Source organism: Methylosinus sp. DMC45, from assembly GCF_056313885.1.
The window spans coordinates 121,209-142,912 of the sequence record NZ_JBQUZK010000038.1; the positions used below are offsets into that span (position 1 = coordinate 121,209).

The following is a 21,704-nucleotide window of genomic DNA, read 5'->3' on the forward strand; positions in this document are numbered from 1 at the left end:
CCAAAGCCTCAATCAATCACGCCGGGGAAGGCGAACGCCCCCGCCAATTTCTTGCGCCATAGGCCGATCGGCGCCTCTGCGACGCAGGCGCCGCCATGCGCATGCACCATATGCGTCGCGCTGGCGGCGATCCCGAGATGCTTGGCCGGCGAATGATCGCGAAAGCGAAACAAAAGCACATCGCCGGCGCGAAACGAGTCCATCGCGACGACATCGAAATGGCGATGCGCGGCGAGCGCCAAAGTCTCCTCGCCCTGCGCCTCCGCCCAATCCGGCGAATAGGGCGGCGCCGTTTCCGGCTCCGGCCCCACGACAGCGCGCCACACGCCGCGCACGAGACCGAGACAATCGCAGCCGACATGAATGAGCGACGCCTGATGCCGATAAGGCGTGCCGATCCACAGCCGCGCCTCACGGAGGATCGCCGCACGCGTGACGTCGCTCATCGAAAGAAGCTCCCGCCGTCCATCGTCGGCGCGAGCGAGCTCGGATAGGAGATGACGAGATCATTGCCCGGCATATGCGGAAAGCCTCTGAAATTGACGATATTGGAAAATTTCGATCGGCAGCTCGCCGCGCTCTTGTCGCAGCCGGCGACGAGCGTGAAGCCATCGCCGGCAACCATCCCGTCCGCGAGCTGCGACCATAATGCGAGACGCGCATTCTCGCCGAAGCGACGGTGCGATTTGATCGCGCCGCCGGCGCCTGCTTCGGCGCCGCTCGTGACGGTCAATGAGCCGCCGGTGAAAAATTCATCGTCGAAAGCCTCCGCGAGCGCCGCGACGATCGCGCCTCGCGTCGCCGCCAGCACGACGCCCGTCGTATGATAGGAGGAGGCGGAGAGATCGACCTTGCACCGCGCATCGCCGAGATCTGCGGAGCAGCCTTTCTGATAGCTGTCGCCGCGCGTCTCATCGAAGAAATCCGCCAGCGAGCGCAGCTCCGCCCGAAACGCGAATTCGCTGCGCGTCACCTCGCCGATCGTCGTCGCATCGATGAGCAGACGATTCTCGACATTGCTCCAATCGACGAGCCATATTTCGACGCCGGCGCCGTCATAGCGCCCGGTGGCGAGATCGCTCTCGACGAGCCCGTCCGATTGCAACGCCCCGATCACCTCGCCGCCGCCCGCCGCCAGACCGACGCTTCCCTCTATCTGCGTCGCGACCAGCCCGGTCGCGGCGCGATAGGTCACGCCGCCGAAGACGAGATCGCGATCATGATCGGTGAACCCCATCACTTGGCCATCCTTGCGGGCGAGGCGCCAGCAGTTGCACAAGGTCGACGCCGAAGCGTCGAGCGATTCTCGCATCGCCGATGAAGCCTTACGCATTGATGCGCCTCTCTCTCAAAGAACGAGCTCGATGATCGGAATTTTCGGGATGGCGCCGGCCTCGAAGGAAGAGACGTCGATCTCGAGATAATCCGTGTCGAAGCGCGCCGGCACATCGAAGAGAAAACCTGCAGTGACCGCGGCGCCGGCCCCTGGAACGGCCGAGAGCGAGAAGCGGACGATTCCACTCGTCGCATCGACGTCGAAATCGACGCCTCTCGTCTTTTCGACGCCGGCGACCGCGACGCGCACGCTTTCCGCCACAGGCTTGGCTATCGGCCGCGCATAGGGCGCGAAGCTCCCGCCATAGGTCTTGCGCAGCTGAAATTGCGCCTGCGCGCCATCGCCGGCGCCGAGACTCTGGTCGAGGGGCGAAATCGGCCCCGTATGCGCAGAGGAAAAGTCCCCGCGATCACGCCAGCGAAAGCCGAACAGCCGCCCGCGCCGCTCCTCGAAAAATTCGACGACTGCGGCGAGCTGCGCGAGCGATTTGACGCCATAGCCCGCCTCATAGCGTCGACGCGACTCCGCCCATCGCGCATTGCGCGCCTCGCGATTGGAGCCGAGCGTGACGATATCGGTGCGTCGCTCCGGCCCGCCGCGCCCATTCAACGACACGTCGAGCGGAAAGCGCGTCTCGTGAAAATCGCCCATCGCGCTTTCCTCAAATATTGCGCCGGCCGCGCGCCACCGCACGGGCCAAGGCCGCAGTGATCTGGCCTTCGGAACGTCGGAAGCTGTCGACATCCTGCGCCGCGATATTGACCGTCACCGTCACCGGATCTCCGGCGCCCTGCATCGCGACGCCCAGTCGACCATCCGGCCCGCGCGCGAGCGGCATGATCGCCTCGGCGCCGCGCTCGCCCATGAGGCCCACAGCGCCATTCGCGGCGAAGAATGTGGGGCTGGCGACGACGCCGCCATCCGCGAACGGCGCCACAGAACCGCCGCCGCCCAATGCGCCGGAGATCAGCGCGCTCAATCCGCTCGTCGCGCCCTGCGTCAGCGCCTGCGCGCCGGCGTTGACGCCGAGCTTGGCCAAGGAGCGCGCGATCGAGGCGAGAGTGGAATCGAAGCTCTTGCCATTCACGGCCGCGCTCGCCAGCCCGCTCGACAAGGTCTTCGTCGCCGAAGCGGCGACCGAATTTATGTCCTCGAGCAGCGTCCTGGTCGTCTTCAGATCGAGCGCCTGAAAGGGCTGATCGAACGATGATTGCGCGCCGCTGTCGGTCGTCGTCGCATCGCTCATGTTTCGTCTCCGTCAGGAAATGCGCGCATCAGCTCCGCCAGAGCGTCGCGTGACGGCGCTATCGCCGCGCGGCCATAGAGGCCTTCCGCGGCGCAAGCCAATTCGCGCGGCGTCATCGACCAGAAGTCGCGCGGCGGAAGACGTAGCGCGCCGAGGCCGAACGCCATTGCTCGGCCCCATGGAAAGGGCTGCGGCGTCACCCGCTCGCGCTCCCCGGCGGCGGAGGGTTTGCGCTTTCGCCGAATGTCGCGGACAGCAGATCGGCCGCGATCCTCACATAATCGCCGAGGCCTCCCGCGACGGTCATGCGCGCGACCTCCTCGTCGCACATCTCATTTCCGCCGCCGCGCAATCCACATCCGATGATGCGGATGAGATCGCGCGCCGAGAGCCGGCGTCCTTCGAAGCGCTCCGCGAGCGCGACGAGATCGCCCACGCCATGCGCGCTCTCGAGCTCGGCGAGCGCGCCGAGCGTGAGGCAGAGCCGATAGCGCTCGCCATCGAGAATCGCCTCGATTTCTCCCCGCTTATGATTGGCCATGACGATCGCCTCACGCCGCAGTGAACGAAACCGCGCTCGCCGATTCGAGCGCTATGTCGAAAGTCATCTCGGCGTTGTGCTCGCCGCGATAGTCGAGGCTGGAGATCTGAAACATGCCGGCTATGATCCCGAAGGAAGGGACCATGATCCGCCATTCTCGCAGCACGCCGTCGAAGAACAGCTGACGAATGAGCGCATCCGACGCCTGATCCTTGAAGATTCCCGTTCCCGCCAGGCTCGCGCGCTTCACGCCGGCGCCGTCCAGAAGCTCGCGCCATCGTCCCGCAGATTCGGCGTCGGTCACGTCGACCGTCTCGGCGTTGAGGGACAGGCGGCGCGTGCGCAAGCCGGCGACGGAGACGAAGGCTCCACTCCCGTCGTCGAGCTTCAGCAACAAATCTTTTCCCTTTTGTGCGGACATTTGAAGCCTTTCGAATTCGATGTCGTCATTGCGCTTCCGTGGTCGCGCGAAAGCGGAGATCGACACGCACGAAGCGGCCATTGTGCTCGCGCCGAGTCTCTGCGCTCTGATGGCGCAGATCGATGAGGAGATGTCCCTCGAGAGCGAGCGGCGCTTCGTCGAGAAGATCGACGATCCTCTGGCCGAGCGTGAGCGCTTCCGCGGCTCCGCGCTCGATCGAGACGATCGAGATCACGAAGATCTGTTCCGCGCCGCGACTGTCGGACGTGGACCAATCGCGCAGCTTCGCATCGGAGAGCAGCACGTAAGGCGCGGCCGCGCCGCGCGGAGCCTCGTCATATATTTTCGCCGCGCCGAGCGCGGCCACGAGGGCGGAATCCGCCGACAGACGCGCGCGGATCGCCTTGCGCAGCGAGACGACTGGCGAGATTGTCATTTGCGACGCCTCATGCGATCTCCTCACAATGGCAGAGCAGAAAGCGGCGCCTGCCGTCCGGGTCGTAGGCGGAAGCGATGCGAAGCTTGCGCGAGCCATCGACGAGACGCATCTCGCTCGTCACATCGCCGCGCCATCGCGCATGCGCGATCCATTGGATCGCCATCTCCTGCCGTTCCTCGACGAAGCGCGCCTCGGCGGACAGCGGGGTGAGCTTCACCCAAATGGCGCCGAGCGCGACATAGCTTCGCGTCATCGCGCCGCTGTCGTCCGCCGTGTCCAGGGGCGTCTCGAGGCTCATGCGCAAGCGCATCTCGCCGATCTTCGGCGCGTTCATGTCAGACGCTCGCGTCGAAACGGCTTCGCCAAAGCCATTGCGATGGTCGGCAAAGGCGCGGAGGCGTCGCCCGCGTCGCCACGATTCTCGTGCCAATGACCGACGAGCGCGAGAATGGCGCGACGCAGAGGCTCCGGCGTATCGGCGGCGCTGTCGCCATAGCCTGCGACGAGATCGATCTCGATTCCGTCGAAGGGCCGGCCCGGCCGCGGCGGCGGCGAGAGAAAGACGACGCGCCCGGCGTCGCGCGCCGGCGCCGCGCGAAAGGAGGCGCTGTCGAGCGTCCTGGCGACATCGCCGGACTCATAGACGCGAATGGCGGAAAGGCTACGAAAGGGCGCGAAAGGTATGGCGAGCGCGCCGCGTCGCAATGTCTGCGCGGGCCAGGCGTCGAGCCGCATGCGCCAGCTCTGCGTGACGAAGAAGCGGCGCGTGTAGGCTTCGAGCGTGAGGCGCGCCGAGACGATCAAAGCCGCCAGCAACGGATCCTCAACCGTGGAATCGATCCTCAGCCAGGCCTTCGCCTCGTCGAGCGAGACCGGCTCCAGCGCCGGCGCCGTCAGGAGATTGGGAATCATTCGGCTGTCCATTCGTGAATGACGAGCGATTTTCGCGAATGCGAGCGGCGCAGTCGCGCGCCGCTCGAATTTCTGCCTGCTCGATCATGCGACGCCGAATTTCAGCAGCTTGATCGCCTCGAAATCCTGCACGCCGCCGCCGACGCGTTTGGTGGTGTAGAAGAGCACGTAAGGCTTGGCGGAATAAGGATCGCGCAGCACGCGCACGCCGAGCCGATCGACCACGAGATAGCCGCGCGTGAAATCGCCGAAGGCGACGGAGAGGCTGTCGGCGCCCATGTTGGGCATGTCTTCGGCTTCGACCACGGGGAAGTTCAGCAGCGACGCCGGCTGATCGAGGCTCGCGGGCGGGGCCCATAGATATTCGCCGGTCGTCGATTTGAATTTGCGAATGGCCGATTGCGTCTGCCGGTTGAGCACGAATTTGCCGTTCTGGCGATAGCCGGCGCGCAGCGCATAGACGAGATTGAAGAGAGCGTCGGAAGGATTGCTCGCCGCAAATCCGCCGGAGACGCCGGTCGCGACATAGCCGATATTGCCCCAGCTCCAGCTCGCGTCCGCGACCGTGGCGTAAGCGAGGAAGCCCTTCGGCTTGTCGCTTCCATTGCCGTTCACGAAGGCGGCGCCTTCCTGCTCGGCGAAGACGGTCTGCACCTCTTCAGCGATCCATTTCTCCACATCGATCGCGGAATCGTCGAGCAGCGTCTGCGTCGCCGCCGGCATGGCGTAGAGCTCCATCGCCGGAAAATTGAGGTCGACGATCTGCTGGCTGCCGGTTTGCGTTCGCGGATCGGTTTCCGCCGCCCATCCCGACGCCGGCCCCTGCGTGGAATAGGCTTTGCGCAGCGAATGCGTCGAGATTTCACGCACGCTCGCGATGGCGCGAATAGGCGACAAATGCGCGAGCCGATGCAATATCTCCTGCTCCGCAGGAGTCGGCACGAGATATCCGCCGTCCGGGCCGGAGCCGGCGGACAGCGCCTTGGATTCGAGCGCCTTGAGGCCGGAGGCTTCGCCGCTGCGCATATAGAGAGAAAACGCCGATTTGTGCTCGCGCGCAGGCGCATCGCCGTTCGTCGTCGACGCGAGTCGGGGCCGTGCGAGATCGAGCGCGACGCGATCGACGCGACGCTTGGTCTCGTCGATGGCGCGGTCGATGCGCTGCAGCTTCTCCTCGGTGAGCGTGTCGACGCCCAATCGCGTCTCTATCTGCGCGAGGCGCTCCTCATTCGCATCCTTGAACGCCGTGAAGGCGCGATGAAGATCGGCGAGCGCCTCCTCGCCGGAGAGCGTCTTGGTTTCGAGAGACGACATTGGCGACAACCTCTTTCTTTCGACGTGAAGGCGCGCGAAAGCGCCGCGGTGAATTCGCGGACGTTCGGACGCCAGGGGGATTGGAGATGCGATCTTCACGCGCGGCACGAACCGCGAGCGCGCATTACTCTGCGGCGAGCCGCTGCAGCGTCGCCTCGAAGCGTCTCGTGGCGAACTGCATGCGCATCGTCGCCAGCTTTTGCGCGAGCTGCGCGGCCGCATGACCCGGCGCCGTCGCCAAAGCGGGACTGACGGCGATGCGCGCCTGCGGCAGCGCAGGAAAGGTGACGATCGATATTTCGATGAGATCGATCTCGAGCAATCGCCGCGCGCCGCTCTCGGCGTCGCTGGCGGCGCGAAGCGTGCGAAAGCCGATCGACAGGCCGTCGAGCGCGCCCGCGCGGATCAGCGACAAGGCCTCGCGCGCCCGCACGACCGAAAGATCGAGCCGACCGCGCACTTTCAATCCGCGCGCGTCTTCGGCGATCTCCGTCCATACGCCGATCGGCTCCTCGCCGCGATGCTGCCACAGCATTTTGACGCTCGCGGCGCCGCGTCGCCGCAAGCTCGCGGCGAAGGCGCCGCGCTCGACGATATCGCCGCAAGCGTCGCGCACGCCGAAGAGGCTCGCATAGCCGTCGAAGGCGCCGTCGGCGCCGATCGCCGCGGGAAGCGGCGCGCGCTTCGTCTCCAGCGGCGGCTTCGCAATGTGGATATCTCGCGCCATCAGGCCGTCTCCCGCGTCGCGCCGATCGCAGCGGGGCCGCCGCCGCGCTGCGGCTCACGCAGGCGCTGCAAGGCGCGCACAAAAGTCTTGAACACGACTTCGGGCTCGAGGCGCAGCGGCTTGCGCGCGCGGCGCTTCACGAAGCGGAGAGGCGACACGGACTGGCTCATTCATTCGCTCCCATAACGGCGGTTGAAGCGCGCGAGCTCGCGGACGAAGGCGTCGAGCCGCCGCGTCGCGGCGCCCAGCTCGCGCAAGGCGCGCAGCGCAAAGGCGGTCGCGGCGCTCGCCCAGAGAAACAGCGCGAGATGGGCGAGATCGCCGCGCTCGATAATGGAGGTGACGATCTCGGACATTGGACGCCTTTCAGAGGCGATTGCGCGCAGGGATTCGTTCGATGCTTTGCCGATCCGGCGACTATTTCGCGGGCTTACCCATCGGGCCATAGCCCGCGGCCTCGCGCTGCTCGTCGACGGTGAGAAAGGCGGCGCCGCCGATACGGCTCCACTCCAACGCGCGCTCTTGCGCCAGCGCGTCGATGCGGTCGGCGTCATAGTCCAAGCGGAAGGGCCCGAAGCCCGGCTGCGCCCAGGCGTGAAACGCCTTCTGCAAGCGCCGCACGAGCGGAATGATCGTCTGGCGCCAGAAGGCGCGATTGGCCTCCTCGTAATTGCGAAACGTATTGTCGCCCGGCAGGCCGATCAGCAATGGCGGCACGCCGAAAGCGAGCGCGATCTCCCGCGCGGCGGAGGCTTTCGTCTCGGAAAAATCCATGTCTTTCGGCGAGAGCGACAGCGCCTTCCAATCCAGCCCGCCCTCCAGCAACAGCGGCCGGCCGGCGTTGAAGGCGCCGGAGAAATTCTCCTCCAATTCCTGCTTCAAGCGCTCGAACTGCTCATCGGTGAGATGTCCGCCCTCCGGCCCGGCATAGACGAGCGCGCCGGAAGGCCGCGCGCTATTGTCGAGCAGCGCCTTGTTCCAGAAGCTCGCGGCGTTATGCGTGTCGACCGCCGTCTGCGCGGCGGCGAGCGGCGCGAAGCCATAGATATCGTCGAGCGGATTGAACAGGCGAATATGCAGGATCGGCTCTATGCCGCGCCCCTGAATGTCATAGCGCACGCTGTCTCCCGCCACGGAATAGACATAGGCCGAGGGCCAGCCATTGCGTCCCGCGACGACGCTCATCCGATCGGGACGCAGGCAATAGGCCTCGCGCAAGAGCCCATCGACGAAAGCGCCTTCCACATAGGCGTCGCCATAGAGCAGCAGATTGGAGATCAGCGCCTCGAGAAAGGAGACGCTCGTGTCGGAAGGATTGGGGCGCTCGATCAGGCGCAGCAACGGATGCTCGGGAGTCTCCGCGCGACCTTCATAAGCGAGCCAGGGCACGGAGGCGGCGCCTTCCGCCACCATGCGCACGGCGCGATAGCAGACGGCGTTGCGCTCATAGCCGGCGCGGGTGAGCGCGACATTATTGCGCGCGGTCCATTGCGGCGCGGCCATGGACTGCAGCGAGAGCATGGCGCGCGAGGATTTGCGCTCCGGCGCGCGCGCGCCGAGGAGACGGGAGAAAAAAGAGGGCATGAGATGTCCGTTGGAAAGGCAAGAAGCGAATAGCGAATAGCGAATAGAGGCCGGAGGCTCTCTGCTCGCTACAATCGTCGCATGCGCGGCTCGCTCGCGCGCGGCGCCAGCGCCAGCGAATGGATCGCCCAGACCAGCGCATCGAGGCGATCCGGGCTTCTCCCCGACGACAAGCCGTCGATGGCGAAATCGCACATCTCGTCTTCGAGCGCCGGAAAAGCGCCGACATGGCGCACGCGTCCTTGCTCGTAGAGCTGCGCCGCCGGGGCCGCGCGCAAATATTTGCCGCGCGTCGCGCGCACGTCTCGCACGGCGACGCTGGGGTCGGCCTCGTGAATGACGGCGCGCACCATCTCGCCGCCCTGATTGACCTCGGCGATCAGCGCATCCGCCTCGAGCCGGTGATAGAGCGCGACGGCGGCGCGCGCCCATTGCGCCGGACGCGCCGCGGCGAGCGTCGCATCCTGCAGCACGAAGACGATTCCATTCGCCACTCCTGCGGCGATCACGCCGCAACGATCGGCGCGCCTGCCGGAGGAGGCTGGCGGATCGATGGCGACCACGATGCGCTCGAGCGCCGGCGCCTCCGCCACGCGCGCGGTCTCCAGCATATCGCGGGTCCAGAGGGCGTCGGCGCGCTCCTCGACGATCTCGCCGTCGAGCTCCTGGCGCCCCAATCGTGTGCCGGCATATTGCGCGACGACGCTCTCGAGAAAAGATGGCGCGAGATGCGCCGCATTCTGTCGCGTGGTCGCGTGCGTCGTCGCGACTCCGGGCTCGCTCATCAGACGCTTCAGCTGAGGAATCGCGCGCGGCGTGGTGGTGACGATCTGGCGCGGCCAATCCCCCAAGCGCAGCCCGAATTGCAGCATGTCCCAGCTCTCCTGCGCATAACGCCATTTCGCCAGCTCATCGCACCAGGCGGCGGAAAATTGCGGGCCGCGCAGGCTCTCTGGATCCTCCGCCGAGAAGGCCTGCGCGACGACGCCATTGTCGAAAGTGAGGCGCTTGCGCGACGGCTCCCACAAAGGCCGCTCGTGGCGCGGATGCACGGCGAGAATTCCAGAGACGCCTTCGATCATCACATCGCGCACATGCGCCGCGCTCTCGCCGACGAGCGCGATCGGCGACAAGGGGCGCGTCGCGAATTGCGGTCGGCCGCGCGCTATGGCGCGCACCCATTCGGCGCCGGCGCGCGTCTTGCCGGCGCCGCGGCCGCCCAAAATCAGCCATACGCGCCAAGGCGCGCCATTCGGCGCGAGCATGGGCGGCCATTGATCCTCGCGCGCGCAAAACTCCCAATCCGCGAGCAATGTCTCGAGCTCGCGCGGGGAAAATCCGTCGATCAGCTCATTCAAGCGGCCCATCGCCGCACATGCGCTCGAGCCGGCGAGCAAGCTCCTCGCGGAGCTCGGCCAATTGGCGGGGAGGCTCGTCGTCGAAAACGTCTCGGACACGCAAGCCCTCCTCTCGCGTCGAACCGACGTCGCGATTCATGCGCTTCAATTCCGCGAGGCTGCGCACCAGGCTCGCGAGCACGCGGGCGCTCGTCTCCATCGTCTTCGGCGCCGCCTTTGCCCCGCATGTCGCGAGGGCCGCTTCGGCGCGAAGAAACTCGCGCTCCACCGCCTCTTCGAGCCGGGCGATGAGGCTGCGCGAGTCCTTCTGCGTCGGCGGCGCGCCCTGCCGCTCCGACGTAGCGGGCGTTTCGGCGCTCTTGCGCTTGATCGGCGACGGCCGCATGGGCCATCCCTCGTTTTCGCGAAAGCGGTGGAAGGCGCGCTCGCTCATGCCGAGCATCGCCCGCACCTCGGCGAGCGGCGTCACACCTGCGTCATAGAGCAGCTTCGCCTGCGATAGGATGTCGCGCGAGCGCGCGTCGGACTTTGGCGCCATGCATCGGCCTCCATTGGACGAAAGCGCCGGACCGCGAGCCTTCAGGCTCGCTTTCGACGATCTACGAAATGTTCCGACGGACGCTCTTTGACGCTCGCCAAGCCGGCGCGCGCCGTGGCTGGAAAGAGCGAGCCTGAAGGCTCGCGGTCCAATTCTCGCTAGCGTTTGCGCCGACCGATATCTATCGCTATCGCGCGCGGCCGATGCGCCGGACCGCGAGCCTTCGGGCTCGCAACTCCACACGAGAGCTATATGCAAATGAGCCGTTCATCTCCGAAAGGCTGGCATTCACGCGGCTATCTGCCTCACTTCGATTCGCCGGAACGGATTCAGCATGTCGTCTTCAGGACAGCGGGCCGTTTGCCGAAGTCTGCGCTGGGCGCCGACATAGACGCACATCTCGATCGTTGCGAAGATGAGCGGCCTCTAGCCAACCCCATAGTGGCGCAGATCGTGGAAGATACGATCCGCCATTTCGACCGTGCGCGGTTTCGTCTCTTCGCCTGGGTGATCATGCCAAATCACGCGCATGTCGTCGTCGAGCCTTTGGCGAATTTTTCACTCGGGGCGACGGTCCGAAGCTGGAAGGCGTTCAGCGCCGCGAAAATCAACGAGAGAACCGGCGCTCGCGGCTCTTTTTGGGCGCGCGACTATTTCGATCGCTACATGCGCGACGAAAGCGATCTCCAGCAAACGATCGCCTATGTCGAAAGCAATCCCGTGCGGGCCGGCCTCGCGGTCGAGCCCCGAGATTGGCGTTGGTCGTCGGCGCGATTGCGAGACGACTGAGACGGCTCGCGGTCGATTGCGACGCTAGCGCAACATGGACCGCGAGCCTTCAGGCTCGCTTTAGGGAGGGCTCGACGCTCGCCGATGCACGCGCGATGCCCCAGAAAGAGCGAGCCTGAAGGCTCGCGGTCCCGTCCGCCGCAGTCCCTCGCCCCAAGCGCAATTCTGGAGCATGGGACTTGTCTATAGGACCAGCGTCCCGCTGTCAAGGAATAAAATCACAACCCCGCCTCACGCCGCCCGCCCCTTCTTGCGCCGCGGCCAGCGCTTGGGCCATAGCACGATGAAATTGGGGAGATCGTCGGTCTCCACCTCCTGCTCATGGGCCGCCACGCGGCCGCGCACGGAGACGCCGGCCGTGTGGACGCTGGACGGGTCGCCGGTCAGAAGCGGGTGCCAATCGGGGAGCGGCTTGTCTTCCGCGCGCAGGCGATAGGCGCAGGTCGGCGGCAGCCAGGGGATGCCGGCGAGCGCCTTCACGGTCAGCCGAACGCAGTCGGGCACCTTGGTCTGGCGGCCGGCATAGTCGCGGCAGCGCCCGGTCTCCCCGTCCAAAAGGTCGCAGCCGACGCTCGTATGATAGATTTCCCCACTATCTTCGTCCTCGAGCTTGACCAGGCAGCAGCGCCCGCAGCTGTCGCAGAGCTTTTCCCATTGCGCCCGCGTCAATTCGCTCAAGGGCCTCATCCAGAACGGTTCGCCCGCTTCTTTTTCGCCATTCCTCGCCATGCTCTGTCTTCGGCCCTCGTCCTTCGCGCCGCGCGCGCTTTATTCATCCTGCCGGCGATCCTGCGGGCCGGCCATCGTCAAGGCGGCTCGAGGAGTGCTATCATCCGCCTCCTGGTTCGCATAATCACCCGGATGGGCCAAGGGAGCGGCGCAATTGCTCGAACCTATTCGATCCTCGCGCTTATACAAGCGGGCCGCAAGGCTTCTGCTGGCGCTCGACGCCTATATCGACTCGAGCCTCTTCGACTCGAGCCGCGGCGCGCGCGAGGCCTATGAGAATTTCTCGGCCTTCATGAACCGCTTCCAGGTGCGCGGCCTGCGCCGGGTCGCGGTGGAGATCGGCTGCGAATCGCTGACGCTGGCGCTCGCCGGCGGCATGGCCGCGCTCGCGCTGTCGGTCTCCGCCATGCGCATGACCAGCGACGATTGGCTGAAGAAGCAGGATCTCTCGATCACTTTTCTCGATCGCTATGGCGCCGTCGCCGGACAGCGCGGCATCAAGCATGACGACGCCGTGCCGCTCGACCAATATCCAGATTATGTCATCAAGGCGGTGCTGGCGACCGAGGATCGGCGCTTCTACGAGCATTTCGGCATAGACATCATCGGCACCGGACGCGCGCTGACGGTGAATGCGCGCTCCTCCGGCGTGGTGCAGGGCGGCTCCTCCATCACGCAGCAGCTCGCCAAAAACGTGTTCCTCTCCAATGAGCGCACCCTCACGCGCAAGATCAACGAGGCCTTTCTCGCGCTCTGGCTGGAGGAGCGTCTCACCAAGCAGGAGATTTTGAAGCTCTATCTCGACCGCGTCTATATGGGCGGCGGCGCCTTCGGCATTCAGGCGGCGGCGGAATTCTATTTCGGCAAATCGGTGCGCGACGTCTCGCTGTCCGAGGCCGCCATGCTCGCCGGCCTGTTCAAGGCGCCGACCAAATACGCCCCGCATGTCAATCTCCCCGCCGCGCGCGCGCGCGCCAATGACGTGCTCGACAATCTCGTCGACGCCGGCTTCATGACGCAGAGTCAGATCGTCGCCGCGCAGCGCAATCCGGCGACGCCGGTCGAGCGCAAGCGCGACCAGAGCCCGGATTGGTATCTCGACTTCGCCTTCAAGGAGGCGCAGCGCCTCGCCGAGGCCGGCAAGTTCGGCGACGATCGCGTGCTCGTCATTCGCACCGCGCTCGATCCCAATGTGCAGAAACGCGCCGACGAGGTGGTGGAGGAGAATCTGCGCGAGAGCGGGCGCTCCTATCACGCCAAGCAGAGCGCGTCGGCCTTCATGGATCTCGACGGCGCCGTGCGCGCGCTGGTCGGCGGGCGCGATTATGGCGCGAGCCAGTTCAATCGCGCGACGGAGGCGGCGCGTCAGCCGGGCTCCTCCTTCAAGCCCTATGTCTATCTCACCGCGCTGATGAGCAATAAGTTCAAGCCGACGACGGTGGTGACGGATCGCCCGACCTGCATCGGCAATTATTGCGTCCACAATTACAGCGGCGGCTACGCCGGCTCGCTGCCGCTCTCGCTCGCGCTCGCCAAATCGCTCAACACAATCGCCATTCAATTGTCGATCGCCATCGGCAATGGCGATTCACATGCGGGGCGCGCCAAGATCATCGAGACATGCCGCAAGCTCGGCATCACCACGCCGCTCGAGGACACGCCCTCTCTGCCGGTCGGACAGAGCGACGTCATCCTCATCGAGCACGCCGCCGGCTACGCCGCTTTCGCCAATGGCGGCAAGAAGACGACGCCCTACGCAGCCACGGAGGTGCGCAACAGCCGCGGCGACATTCTCTACCAGCATGATCGCGATGCGCCGCCGCAGGAGCAGGTTCTGCCTTTCGAGAAGGTCGCCGAGCTCGACACGATGATGAAGCGCGTGATCGACGAAGGCACCGGCGGCCGCGCCAATCTCGGCCCGGGAATCGACGTGATCGGCAAGACCGGCACCACCAATGGTTATAAGGACGCTTGGTTCTGCGGCTACACCGGCAATATGGGCGGCTGCGTATGGTATGGAAACGACGACAATGAGGGCATGTCCAACATGACCGGCGGCACCTTGCCGGCGAAGACATGGCACGACATCATGGCCTATGCGCATCAAGGAATCGCCATCAAGCCGATCCGCGGACTCGCCACGCCCGCCACGCTCGCAGCGGCGGCCGCCGCTCAGCCCAAGACGCTGGAGCTCGGCGCGCCGGCGCGTCCCGCGGCGCTCTCGCGCGGCGCCGTGGAGGCGCTCGGACAAATCGAGTCGAAGATGAAGCTCGACGGTCCCAAGCGCCCCGCCGCCGGTTCGCCGCCGCAGACGCGTTCCACCGACAAGCGCGCCGATCGGCGCTGACGGATTTCGCATGACCAATTATCTGAGGGCTTTCGTCGTGATGATCGCGGGCCTGCTGCTGGGCTTTGCGATGACCGCCGTCTCGCTCGGGCTCGGCCGCGGCTTCGGCGCGCTGCATGTCGGGCCATGGACCGCCTGGCCGCGCCATGGCGGCGCGGAAATCGACCCTTATGCGCGCGCCGTGCTCGCGCGCTCGGGCGAGGCGCCGCTCGGGCGCGATCAGGGCCTCGCCTTTTTCGCGCATACGGATTCGAGCGGCGCGCCGCTCGATGGACGCTGCGACTATCGCGTCTTTGACACCACTCCCGCGGCGCGCTTCTGGACGCTCGGCGCGACCAGCGTCGCCGGCCGCCTCATCGACAATCCCGCCGATCGCCACGCTTTCACGTCCAGCGAGATCGCGCGGCGCGAGGGCGGCGCCTTCGAGATCGACATTGGCGCGCAGGCGCGGCCCGGCAATTGGCTGCCGGTGTCGAAAGAGCCTTTCGTGCTGACGCTGCGCCTCTATGACACGCCGCTCGACCTCGAATCCGCGCCCGACCCTCAGACATTTCCGAAGATCGTGAAGCTGCATTGCGCATGAAGATTTCTCGCGACTATCTCGACTGGCTGCCCTGGGCGCTCGCGACCCTCTGCGTCGCGGGCTCCGTTCACATCGTCTCCGTGCTGCTGATGCCGGAGGTCGCGCCGCGCAACGCCTATGCGCGCCTCGCCGCGGCGGCGCAGAGCGCCGAGACGACCGCGAATGGCGTCGCTCTGCTGCCGCGCGCCGCGCCCGGCGCCGAGGTCACGCCTTTCGAAGATTCGGCTTTCGTCGAAGGCGTCTGCCTCTTCGATCTCTCCAAAGGCCTGCTGCGCGTGCGCGCCGACGCCGATCCCGAGGATCTGCTGGCGCTCTCCTTTCATGCGCGAACGGGCCGCATCTTTCATTCCGCCACGGATCGCTCGGCGATCAAGGGCAAGATCGACGTTCTGGTCGGCGATGCGCGCCAAATAGAAGCCGTCGAAGGCGAGGATGAGGAAGCGCCGCCGAGCCAAGTCCATGTGACGGCGCCGTCGATGCGCGGCTTCGTGCTGCTGCGCTCGCTGGCCAAGCGCGCCAGTGATCGCGAGCGCGCCGAGCAGCGCCTGCGCGCGGTCTCCTGCGAGACCGTCGCCGAGCCGGAGAGCTGAGGCGCCTCACGCAAACGAAGCGATCCAACGGCTCGCCATGGATCGCTTCGTCTTAGGCGCCGATCAGAATGTCACTTCGAGCCGCAAGGTCGCATTGAGCGGCTCGGAGGGAAACAGCCATGCGGAGCTGGGGCTCGCCTCCCGGTAATGCGCGTCGAAGAGATTGCGCACATTCACGCTGAGCTTGGCGTTCTCGTATTTGTAATAGGCGAGCGCGTCGAAGGTCGCATAGGCGCCGAGCGTCGCGACGAGATTGGGCGTCGTCTGCGAGATGAGATTGGTGGTGCGCGAGCCTACGAATCTCATGCCGCCGCCGAAGCCGAGCCCAGCGAAGTCGCCGGACTGCACCTCGTAGACGCTCCACAGACGCAGCGTATCCTGCGGCACGAAAGGCGTGCGCGAGCCGACGACATAGGTCGAATCGGCGACGACGCGCACATCTGTATGGCCATAGGCGAGCAGGAAATTCCAGCCCGGCGCGATCTTATAGCTCGCGTCGATCTCGACGCCGCGGCTACGCTGCTTGCCGGTCTGCACCTTGTAGCCATTGGTCGCGCGAGTCGGATCGGGGTCGGCCGTCGTCACATTGTCGAGCTCGATCTGATATATCGAGGCCGTGCCGCTGAGCTTGTCATTGAGATCGGCCTTCACGCCGATCTCGATTTGATCGCCCTTCAGCGGATCGAAAGTCTGTATCGTCCCGTCATTCGTCGTGTTCGGATATTGCGGCTTGAATGTGGTCGAGTAGCCCGAATAGGCGGTGAAGCCCGGCAGAAAGTCATAGAGCAGGCCGACGCGCCACCCGATTCCAGAACCACGCGACTTGGAGCTGGACATTTTCAGCGGATTCATGCCCGATTCCGAGAAAGAGCGATATTGCGTCAGATTTGCGCCGGCGGAGACGCGCAGCTGGTCGGTGATGGAGACGACGTCGTTGAGATATTCGTTGAACTGATGCGTGTCGGAATCGCCGAACATATACTGATAAACATTCAGCGCCGGCACGCCCCAATTGGGATAGCTCGGATCGTTGAAATAAAAGCTCGAGAAGCCGTTGGTCGGCTTGCGCATGTCCATCTTGTACCATTGGTCGGCAAAGCGTCCGCCGAGCACGAGGTCATGCGAGAGTCCGAAGGTCGAGAAACGGCCATGCAGCATCTGGTCCGTATCCACGGCATAGACAGGCCCCATGCGAATCTCGGAATAGGATTGCGTGAATTTCTCCGCCCCGCTGGAAAGCAGGCTCGGCGTCGCGGTGATCGACACCGTATCGCGCGATGTCAGCGTGTATTGCGCCGATGATTTGATCGACCAGTCTTCGTCGAACTTATGCTCGTAGACGGCGCGCAAAGCGTCGCTGCGATAACGATAGGTGGAACGCGGATCATAGAGATTCGTGTCGCGCGAGGTCGGCGCGAGCGGCGCGAGAATCGCCGAGACTCCGCTGCCCATTGTGACAAAGCCCGGCTGGCCGCTGTAAGGATGCGTGTTCTGCCAGCGATATTCGGCTTCGAGGGTTATGGCGTCCTGCGATGTCAGCTGTCCCTGGAGCATGCCGGAGATGTGACGCTTCTCGAAGAATGTGTCGTCGGCGAAAAGCCTGTGGCCGCCCTCGTGCATGTTGAGCCGCACGAGCCAATCCTTGTTGTCGGCGAGCGGCGTCGAGAGGTCGGCGGAAACCGCATGCGTTCCATAGGTGTCGAACTCCGAGGAGATCGTCGCATGCGGATCGGAAAGCGGCTTCTTCGTCACGAGATTGAGCGCGCCGCCGACATCGCCGGAATAGGCGCCGTAGAGCAGAGCGGACGGCCCCTTGAGAACCTCGACGCGCTCGAGATTGCCGATCCAGGCGTTGCCGAATGGCGTCGGGTCCCAAAGACCGTCGCGCAAGGTCGTGCTCACTTGAAAGCCGCGGATATAGAGGCTGGTGAGCTGATCGAGCGGATAATAGCTCGGATAAGGGCTGCTGACGCCGGAGACATTCTGCAACGCTTCCGTGATGGTGCGCGGGGCCTGCTCCTCGATGATCTTGTGCGGGATGGTCGTCACATGCTGCGGAACGAAAGAGTTCGGCAGCTCGGCCTTGCTGCCCGTCGAGCTGCGCGTGATGAGATAATCCTTACGGCCTTCCGGCCGGCCTTCGCCGATCATCGACTGCGCGGCCGATGGCGCGGAGACATCGATCGGCGGCAGCTCCACTGGTTGAGCGTGAGCCCGCGCCGGAAGCAGCAGAGCGCAGCCGCCGAGCAGCAGCGCACGCTCACTGGAGCGCAGAGTCGGACGAGCGAATCGAAAGCGTGGAGTAGACGGCATAGGAGAGCCCCGCGTGTTGAAGTTCGGTCCCGGATCGGACCGGCCGTCGTCGCGCCTCACCGCCTCGAGGCCCGCCATGCGGCGGGATCGCTATATAACTGTACTATATTTATACGAATAGGCCGGGCTCGGCCAAATGCGCCAGCTTGTCGTAAATATGAGCCGAATGCCAATCCATCGGTCAATCGAGACACCGGAGAGAAATGAACTGATCGAGAAACGAGCGCTGATTCCATAATATAGCGCAGGAATCACTTGATATAGCGCAGGATTCGCTTCGCAATCTCGATGCGCGCCGGCAGCGCGCTATGTCGGGGTCGGACATGTCGCCGCATTGCATTCGCGCCTGCCGGCGACCACTTCCTATGGAGATGCCGGCGATAGCGAGGGCGATGCGATGAAAAAAATCATTCCCACACTGGCGGCCGCTCTTCTGGCGGCGACGATCGCGCCGGCGCTCGCCGAAACCACTGTCGAGACCAAGCCGACAGCGCCGCAGGAGGAGCATGGCGACCATGGCGGCGGATGCTGCAAGATGATGCAAGAGATGCGTCAAATGCATCAGATGCATGATCAGATGATGATGGATCACATGAAATCCATGCATCAGGGCCATGGCGCGGGCCATGATGGCGGACATGAGAGCGGCCATGACGGCCATGCGCCGGACGCGGCGCCCAAGGCGGAATAGCGCGTCGGCGGGCTCGTTTCCCGCGAGAAGAAACGAGCCCTGCCCTTTCGGCTCACGCCGTCAGCGTCGGATAATCCGTATAGCCTTTCGCGCCCGCTCCATAGACGGTCTCGAAATCGACATCGGCGAGCGGCGCGCGGCGACGCAGGCGCTCGACGAGATCGGGATTGGAGATGAAGGGCCGGCCGAAGGCGATGAGATCGGCGCGCCCGCTCGCGAGCGTTTCCTGCGCGAGCTCCAGAGTATAGGCGTTATTGGCGATATAGGCGCCGGGGAAGCTCTCGCGCAGAGCGAGATAATCGAAAGGCGCGACATCGCGCGGGCCTTGCGTCGCGCCTTCTATGACATGGAGAAAGCCGAGCTTCCTCTCCGCCAGCCGCTCCACGAAATAGCCGAAGACGCTCTGCGGATCGCTGTCCGACATGTCGTATACCGGGCTCACCGGCGATATGCGCACGCCGACGCGGGACGCGTCCCATTCCGCCAGCACGGCGTCCACGACCTCGAGGCCGAAGCGCGCGCGATTTTGCGGCGCGCCGCCATAGGCGTCCTCGCGCTTGTTGGAGCCATCGCGCAAGAACTCGTCGATCAGATAGCCATTGGCGCAATGCACCTCGACGCCGTCGAAGCCGGCCTCTTTCGCATTGCGCGCGGCCTTGCGATAATCGGCGATCAGCCCCGGATCTCGCCGAGCTCCAGGGCCCTCGGCGCGGAGCAATCGGCGGCGCCGCTCTCGATCGCCACCTGCTTCGTCGTGGCGATGGCGGAAGGCGCGACCGGCGCCCCGCCGCCGGGCTGCAGCGAGACATGCGAGACGCGCCCGACATGCCAGAGCTGCAGGACGATACGCCCGCCCGCCGCATGCACGGCCTCCGTCACCTGGCGCCAGCCCGCGACCTGCTCGGGCGAATAAATCCCCGGCGTGTAGGCGTAGCCCTGCCCCTGCTGGGAAATCTGCGAGGCCTCGGCGATGATGAGCCCGGCCGAGGCGCGCTGGCGATAATACTCGGCCATCAGCGCATTGGCGGCGTTGGTCTCATGGGTGGCGCGACGGCGCGTCAGCGGCGCCATGACGATGCGATTGGCGAGCGTGAGATCGCCCAGCCGAAAGGGTTCGAACAAAGAAACGGTCATGGTCTCGGATTTTCCTCTCGGGCCGCGCCCCTGCGCGCCCCCTTCCCCTCGCCACTTGGGGATTGATCGCAAATTTGTTAGGTCCGAGCCAGATGGAATGATTTTCTCGGGAAAGGGTCCCATGACCGGCGACGCAGCCAAGACCACCGACGACGTTTTCCGCCGCCGCCTCGACGAGGCCGCCAGCGCGACCGAGGCGACGCTGGGCGCCCTGCTCGGCGCGGAACCGCTTTCGGGCGAGATCGCCCGGCCGGCGCGGCTGCTGGAGGCGATGCGCTATGTGGCGCTGGGCGGCGGCAAGCGGCTGCGGCCGTTTCTGGCGCTCGAATCCGCCCGCCTCTTCGGCGTCGAGGGCGAGAGCGCGCGGCGCGCCGCCGCGGCGATCGAGATGATCCATTGCTATTCGCTGGCCCATGACGATCTCCCGGCCATGGACGACGACGATCTGCGCCGCGGCCGCCCCACCGCCCACAAGGCCTTCGACGAGGCCACCGCCATTCTCGCCGGCGACGGGCTGCTGACCTATGCGTTCGACGTTCTGGCCGATCCGGCGACCCATGCCGACGCGCAAATCCGCGCCCGTCTCGTGCTGGCGCTGGCCCGCGCCTCCGGGCTCGGCGGCATGGTCGGCGGGCAGGCGCTGGACCTCGAGGCCGAAAAGGCGACCAGCCCGCTCTCGCAGGAGGAGACGCTCCGCCTCCAGGCCATGAAGACCGGCGCGCTCTTGCGCGTCTCGGTCGATTTCGGCGCCATTCTCGGCGGCGCCTCGGCTCCCGTGGCGGCCGCGCTCGGCCGCTATGGCGACGCGCTCGGCGCCGCTTTCCAGATCGCCGACGATATTTTGGACGCAGAGGGCGACGAGGCCGCGCTCGGCAAGCGCGCCGGCAAGGACGCCGAGCGCAACAAGGCCACATTGATCGGCCTGCTCGGCTTGGACAAGGCGCGCGAGCGGCGCGACGCGCTGGTCGAGGCGGCCATAGCCGCGCTCGCCGAGACGGGCCTCGGCGCGGCGACGGACGTGCTCGCGCAGGCGGCGCGCTTCGTCGCATTGCGCAGCAATTGAGCGCGCCGATGAGCCACCCCGCCGAGACTCACGCGCGCCACCGGCGCCCGCTGCTGTGGCGCATCGCCAGGGCGCGGGCGCGGCTGCTGTTCTGCCTGCTCGCGGGCGTGGCCGCGGGCCTGCTGCTGCCCGCGAGCTGGCGCGAGGTGACGCGCGCGCTCGTCGGCTGGGACGTCTTCGTGACGCTCTATCTCGCGCTCTCGGCGGAGATGATGGCGCGCTCGACGCCGAGCTCCATGCGCCGCCGCGCGCAATTGCAGGACGAAGGCCGGCTCGTCATTCTCGTGATGACCATCGCCACCGCCTGCGCCTCCATCGGCGCGATCGTCGCCGAGCTCGGGCCGGTCAAAAATCTCGAGGGATTTTCCAAGCACGCGCATATTTCCCTCGCCGTGCTGACCGTCGTGCTCTCCTGGCTGTTCGTGCATCTCACCTTCGCGCTGCATTACGCGCATGAATATTATCTCGAGCGCGGCGCCGCGCCGGACCGCCCCGCCGAGCAGCGCGGCGGGCTGATCTTTCCGGGCGCGCAGCAGCCCGGCTACATGGATTTTCTCTACTTCGCCTATGTGATCGGCGTCGCCTCGCAGACGGCGGACGTCTCCACCGCCTCCACGACGATGCGCGCGGTCGCGCTCGCGCAAGGCGTGCTGGCCTTCTTCTTCAACACCGCGATACTGGCGCTCACCGTCAATATCGCCGCGGGCTTCGTATGAGACGACGCGCTTTCGCGGCCTTACTTCTCGCAATGTCGCTCTCGCTCGGCCCCGGCCTCGCGGCCGAAGTGCGCATAGAGAATTTCGCCTTCGCGCCGGTCCATCTCACCGTGCGCGCAGGCGAGACCGTCGTTTTCGTCAATCACGATCAGGCGCCGCATTCCATCATCGGCGCGATGGGCAAGGACGAAATCTTCCACTCTCCCGAGCATGTCGACGAGGACGAGAGCTTCGACGTCACGCTGACGCGTCCGGGCGAGGTGGCCTTTCGCTGCGGGCTGCATTCTCACATGAGCGGGACGATCACCGTCGTCCCGTGAGGCGGCGGCTCTC

General features: G+C 65.6%; 27 protein-coding genes and 1 pseudogene. 8 read left to right on the forward strand and 20 right to left on the reverse strand.

Going from position 1 to position 21,704, the window contains the following annotated elements:
- Positions 1-8 precede the first annotated feature (8 nt).
- From ACT53T_RS11265 to ACT53T_RS11345, 17 genes are all read right to left on the reverse strand, one after another.
- Entirely contained in the window at positions 9-446 is a 438-nt protein-coding gene (locus tag ACT53T_RS11265) for an NlpC/P60 family protein (RefSeq protein ID WP_476161258.1), read from the reverse strand.
- Positions 443-1,333, reverse strand: a complete 891-nt coding sequence (locus ACT53T_RS11270; protein ID WP_476161259.1) for a DUF2163 domain-containing protein — start codon at positions 1,331-1,333, stop codon at positions 443-445. Before ACT53T_RS11270 ends, ACT53T_RS11265 begins: the two co-directional genes overlap by 4 nt.
- 15 nt (positions 1,334-1,348) lie before the next feature.
- Positions 1,349-1,987, reverse strand: coding sequence for a phage distal tail protein, Rcc01695 family (locus ACT53T_RS11275; protein ID WP_476161260.1), 639 nt, complete (start codon positions 1,985-1,987; stop codon positions 1,349-1,351).
- A 10-nt stretch (positions 1,988-1,997) separates the two neighbouring features.
- Positions 1,998-2,582: a phage tail tape measure protein gene (locus ACT53T_RS11280; protein ID WP_400766262.1), complete on the reverse strand. Its 585-nt coding sequence runs from the start codon at positions 2,580-2,582 to the stop codon at positions 1,998-2,000.
- Complete coding sequence (locus tag ACT53T_RS11285; RefSeq protein WP_476161261.1) at positions 2,579-2,782, reverse strand: rcc01693 family protein; 204 nt, start codon at positions 2,780-2,782, stop codon at positions 2,579-2,581. Before ACT53T_RS11285 ends, ACT53T_RS11280 begins: the two co-directional genes overlap by 4 nt.
- Positions 2,779-3,123, reverse strand: a complete 345-nt coding sequence (locus tag ACT53T_RS11290) for a gene transfer agent family protein (RefSeq protein WP_476161262.1) — start codon at positions 3,121-3,123, stop codon at positions 2,779-2,781. The genes ACT53T_RS11285 and ACT53T_RS11290 overlap by 4 nt, the downstream gene beginning before the upstream one ends.
- 10 nt (positions 3,124-3,133) lie before the next feature.
- Positions 3,134-3,544: a phage major tail protein, TP901-1 family gene (locus ACT53T_RS11295; protein WP_400766257.1), complete on the reverse strand. Its 411-nt coding sequence runs from the start codon at positions 3,542-3,544 to the stop codon at positions 3,134-3,136.
- A gap of 25 nt (positions 3,545-3,569) precedes the next feature.
- The gene (locus ACT53T_RS11300; RefSeq protein WP_476161263.1) at positions 3,570-3,980 is read right to left on the reverse strand and encodes a DUF3168 domain-containing protein; all 411 of its coding nucleotides are present in this window, start codon (positions 3,978-3,980) and stop codon (positions 3,570-3,572) included.
- Between the two features lie 10 nt (positions 3,981-3,990).
- Positions 3,991-4,317, reverse strand: a complete 327-nt coding sequence (locus tag ACT53T_RS11305; RefSeq protein WP_476161264.1) for a phage head closure protein — start codon at positions 4,315-4,317, stop codon at positions 3,991-3,993.
- On the reverse strand, positions 4,314-4,895 hold the full coding sequence (locus ACT53T_RS11310; RefSeq protein WP_476161265.1) for a head-tail connector protein: 582 nt from the start codon (positions 4,893-4,895) through the stop codon (positions 4,314-4,316). The genes ACT53T_RS11305 and ACT53T_RS11310 overlap by 4 nt, the downstream gene beginning before the upstream one ends.
- A gap of 84 nt (positions 4,896-4,979) precedes the next feature.
- The gene (locus ACT53T_RS11315) at positions 4,980-6,209 is read right to left on the reverse strand and encodes a phage major capsid protein (protein ID WP_476161266.1); all 1,230 of its coding nucleotides are present in this window, start codon (positions 6,207-6,209) and stop codon (positions 4,980-4,982) included.
- 124 nt (positions 6,210-6,333) lie between these two features.
- Positions 6,334-6,936: an HK97 family phage prohead protease gene (locus ACT53T_RS11320; protein ID WP_476161267.1), complete on the reverse strand. Its 603-nt coding sequence runs from the start codon at positions 6,934-6,936 to the stop codon at positions 6,334-6,336.
- Entirely contained in the window at positions 6,936-7,106 is a 171-nt protein-coding gene (locus ACT53T_RS11325) for a hypothetical protein (RefSeq protein ID WP_476161268.1), read from the reverse strand. The genes ACT53T_RS11320 and ACT53T_RS11325 overlap by 1 nt, the downstream gene beginning before the upstream one ends.
- The gene (locus tag ACT53T_RS11330; protein WP_018264293.1) at positions 7,107-7,292 is read right to left on the reverse strand and encodes a hypothetical protein; all 186 of its coding nucleotides are present in this window, start codon (positions 7,290-7,292) and stop codon (positions 7,107-7,109) included.
- A gap of 61 nt (positions 7,293-7,353) precedes the next feature.
- Positions 7,354-8,520 carry a phage portal protein gene (locus ACT53T_RS11335; protein ID WP_476161269.1) on the reverse strand — a complete coding sequence of 389 codons (1,167 nt, stop codon included), beginning with the start codon at positions 8,518-8,520 and terminating at the stop codon, positions 7,354-7,356.
- A 68-nt stretch (positions 8,521-8,588) separates the two neighbouring features.
- On the reverse strand, positions 8,589-9,887 hold the full coding sequence (locus tag ACT53T_RS11340) for a DNA-packaging protein (protein WP_476161270.1): 1,299 nt from the start codon (positions 9,885-9,887) through the stop codon (positions 8,589-8,591).
- A complete protein-coding gene (locus tag ACT53T_RS11345) occupies positions 9,871-10,416 on the reverse strand; it encodes a hypothetical protein (protein ID WP_476161271.1) in 546 nt (181 codons plus the stop codon). Before ACT53T_RS11345 ends, ACT53T_RS11340 begins: the two co-directional genes overlap by 17 nt.
- 258 nt (positions 10,417-10,674) lie before the next feature.
- Between ACT53T_RS11345 and ACT53T_RS11350 the strand changes: the two genes are divergently transcribed.
- Positions 10,675-11,205, forward strand: coding sequence for an REP-associated tyrosine transposase (locus ACT53T_RS11350; protein WP_476161272.1), 531 nt, complete (start codon positions 10,675-10,677; stop codon positions 11,203-11,205).
- 231 nt (positions 11,206-11,436) lie between these two features.
- Here the strand turns inward: ACT53T_RS11350 and ACT53T_RS11355 are convergent, their stop codons facing one another.
- Positions 11,437-11,934: a YcgN family cysteine cluster protein gene (locus ACT53T_RS11355; protein ID WP_476161273.1), complete on the reverse strand. Its 498-nt coding sequence runs from the start codon at positions 11,932-11,934 to the stop codon at positions 11,437-11,439.
- 154 nt (positions 11,935-12,088) lie between these two features.
- Between ACT53T_RS11355 and ACT53T_RS11360 the strand changes: the two genes are divergently transcribed.
- Genes ACT53T_RS11360 through ACT53T_RS11370 form a run of 3 tightly spaced genes read left to right on the forward strand, consistent with a single transcriptional unit; the run spans position 12,089 to position 15,454 of the window.
- A complete protein-coding gene (locus ACT53T_RS11360) occupies positions 12,089-14,281 on the forward strand; it encodes a transglycosylase domain-containing protein (RefSeq protein WP_476161274.1) in 2,193 nt (730 codons plus the stop codon).
- A 10-nt stretch (positions 14,282-14,291) separates the two neighbouring features.
- Complete coding sequence (locus ACT53T_RS11365; protein ID WP_476161275.1) at positions 14,292-14,864, forward strand: DUF1214 domain-containing protein; 573 nt, start codon at positions 14,292-14,294, stop codon at positions 14,862-14,864.
- Positions 14,861-15,454, forward strand: coding sequence for a DUF1254 domain-containing protein (locus ACT53T_RS11370; protein ID WP_476161276.1), 594 nt, complete (start codon positions 14,861-14,863; stop codon positions 15,452-15,454). The genes ACT53T_RS11365 and ACT53T_RS11370 overlap by 4 nt, the downstream gene beginning before the upstream one ends.
- Positions 15,455-15,517: 63 nt before the next feature.
- Here ACT53T_RS11370 and ACT53T_RS11375 read toward each other — a convergent pair whose 3' ends face one another.
- Entirely contained in the window at positions 15,518-17,767 is a 2,250-nt protein-coding gene (locus tag ACT53T_RS11375) for a TonB-dependent siderophore receptor (RefSeq protein ID WP_476161277.1), read from the reverse strand.
- A gap of 397 nt (positions 17,768-18,164) precedes the next feature.
- On the opposite strand from ACT53T_RS11375, the gene ACT53T_RS11380 reads away from it, so the two are divergent.
- Complete coding sequence (locus ACT53T_RS11380) at positions 18,165-18,458, forward strand: hypothetical protein (RefSeq protein WP_476161278.1); 294 nt, start codon at positions 18,165-18,167, stop codon at positions 18,456-18,458.
- A gap of 52 nt (positions 18,459-18,510) precedes the next feature.
- Here the strand turns inward: ACT53T_RS11380 and ACT53T_RS11385 are convergent.
- Positions 18,511-19,592: pseudogene (locus tag ACT53T_RS11385) on the reverse strand (alkene reductase).
- Between the two features lie 121 nt (positions 19,593-19,713).
- Here ACT53T_RS11385 and ACT53T_RS11390 point away from each other — a divergent pair.
- The 3 genes from ACT53T_RS11390 to ACT53T_RS11400 are packed head-to-tail and all read left to right on the forward strand — an operon-like array spanning position 19,714 to position 21,691.
- Positions 19,714-20,655, forward strand: a complete 942-nt coding sequence (locus ACT53T_RS11390) for a polyprenyl synthetase family protein (RefSeq protein ID WP_476161279.1) — start codon at positions 19,714-19,716, stop codon at positions 20,653-20,655.
- 8 nt (positions 20,656-20,663) lie between these two features.
- The gene (locus ACT53T_RS11395; RefSeq protein ID WP_476161280.1) at positions 20,664-21,371 is read left to right on the forward strand and encodes a DUF1345 domain-containing protein; all 708 of its coding nucleotides are present in this window, start codon (positions 20,664-20,666) and stop codon (positions 21,369-21,371) included.
- Positions 21,368-21,691 (forward strand): plastocyanin/azurin family copper-binding protein, encoded by a 324-nt coding sequence (locus ACT53T_RS11400; protein WP_476161281.1) that lies wholly within the window; start codon positions 21,368-21,370, stop codon positions 21,689-21,691. Before ACT53T_RS11395 ends, ACT53T_RS11400 begins: the two co-directional genes overlap by 4 nt.
- The last annotated feature ends 13 nt before the right edge of the window (positions 21,692-21,704 follow it).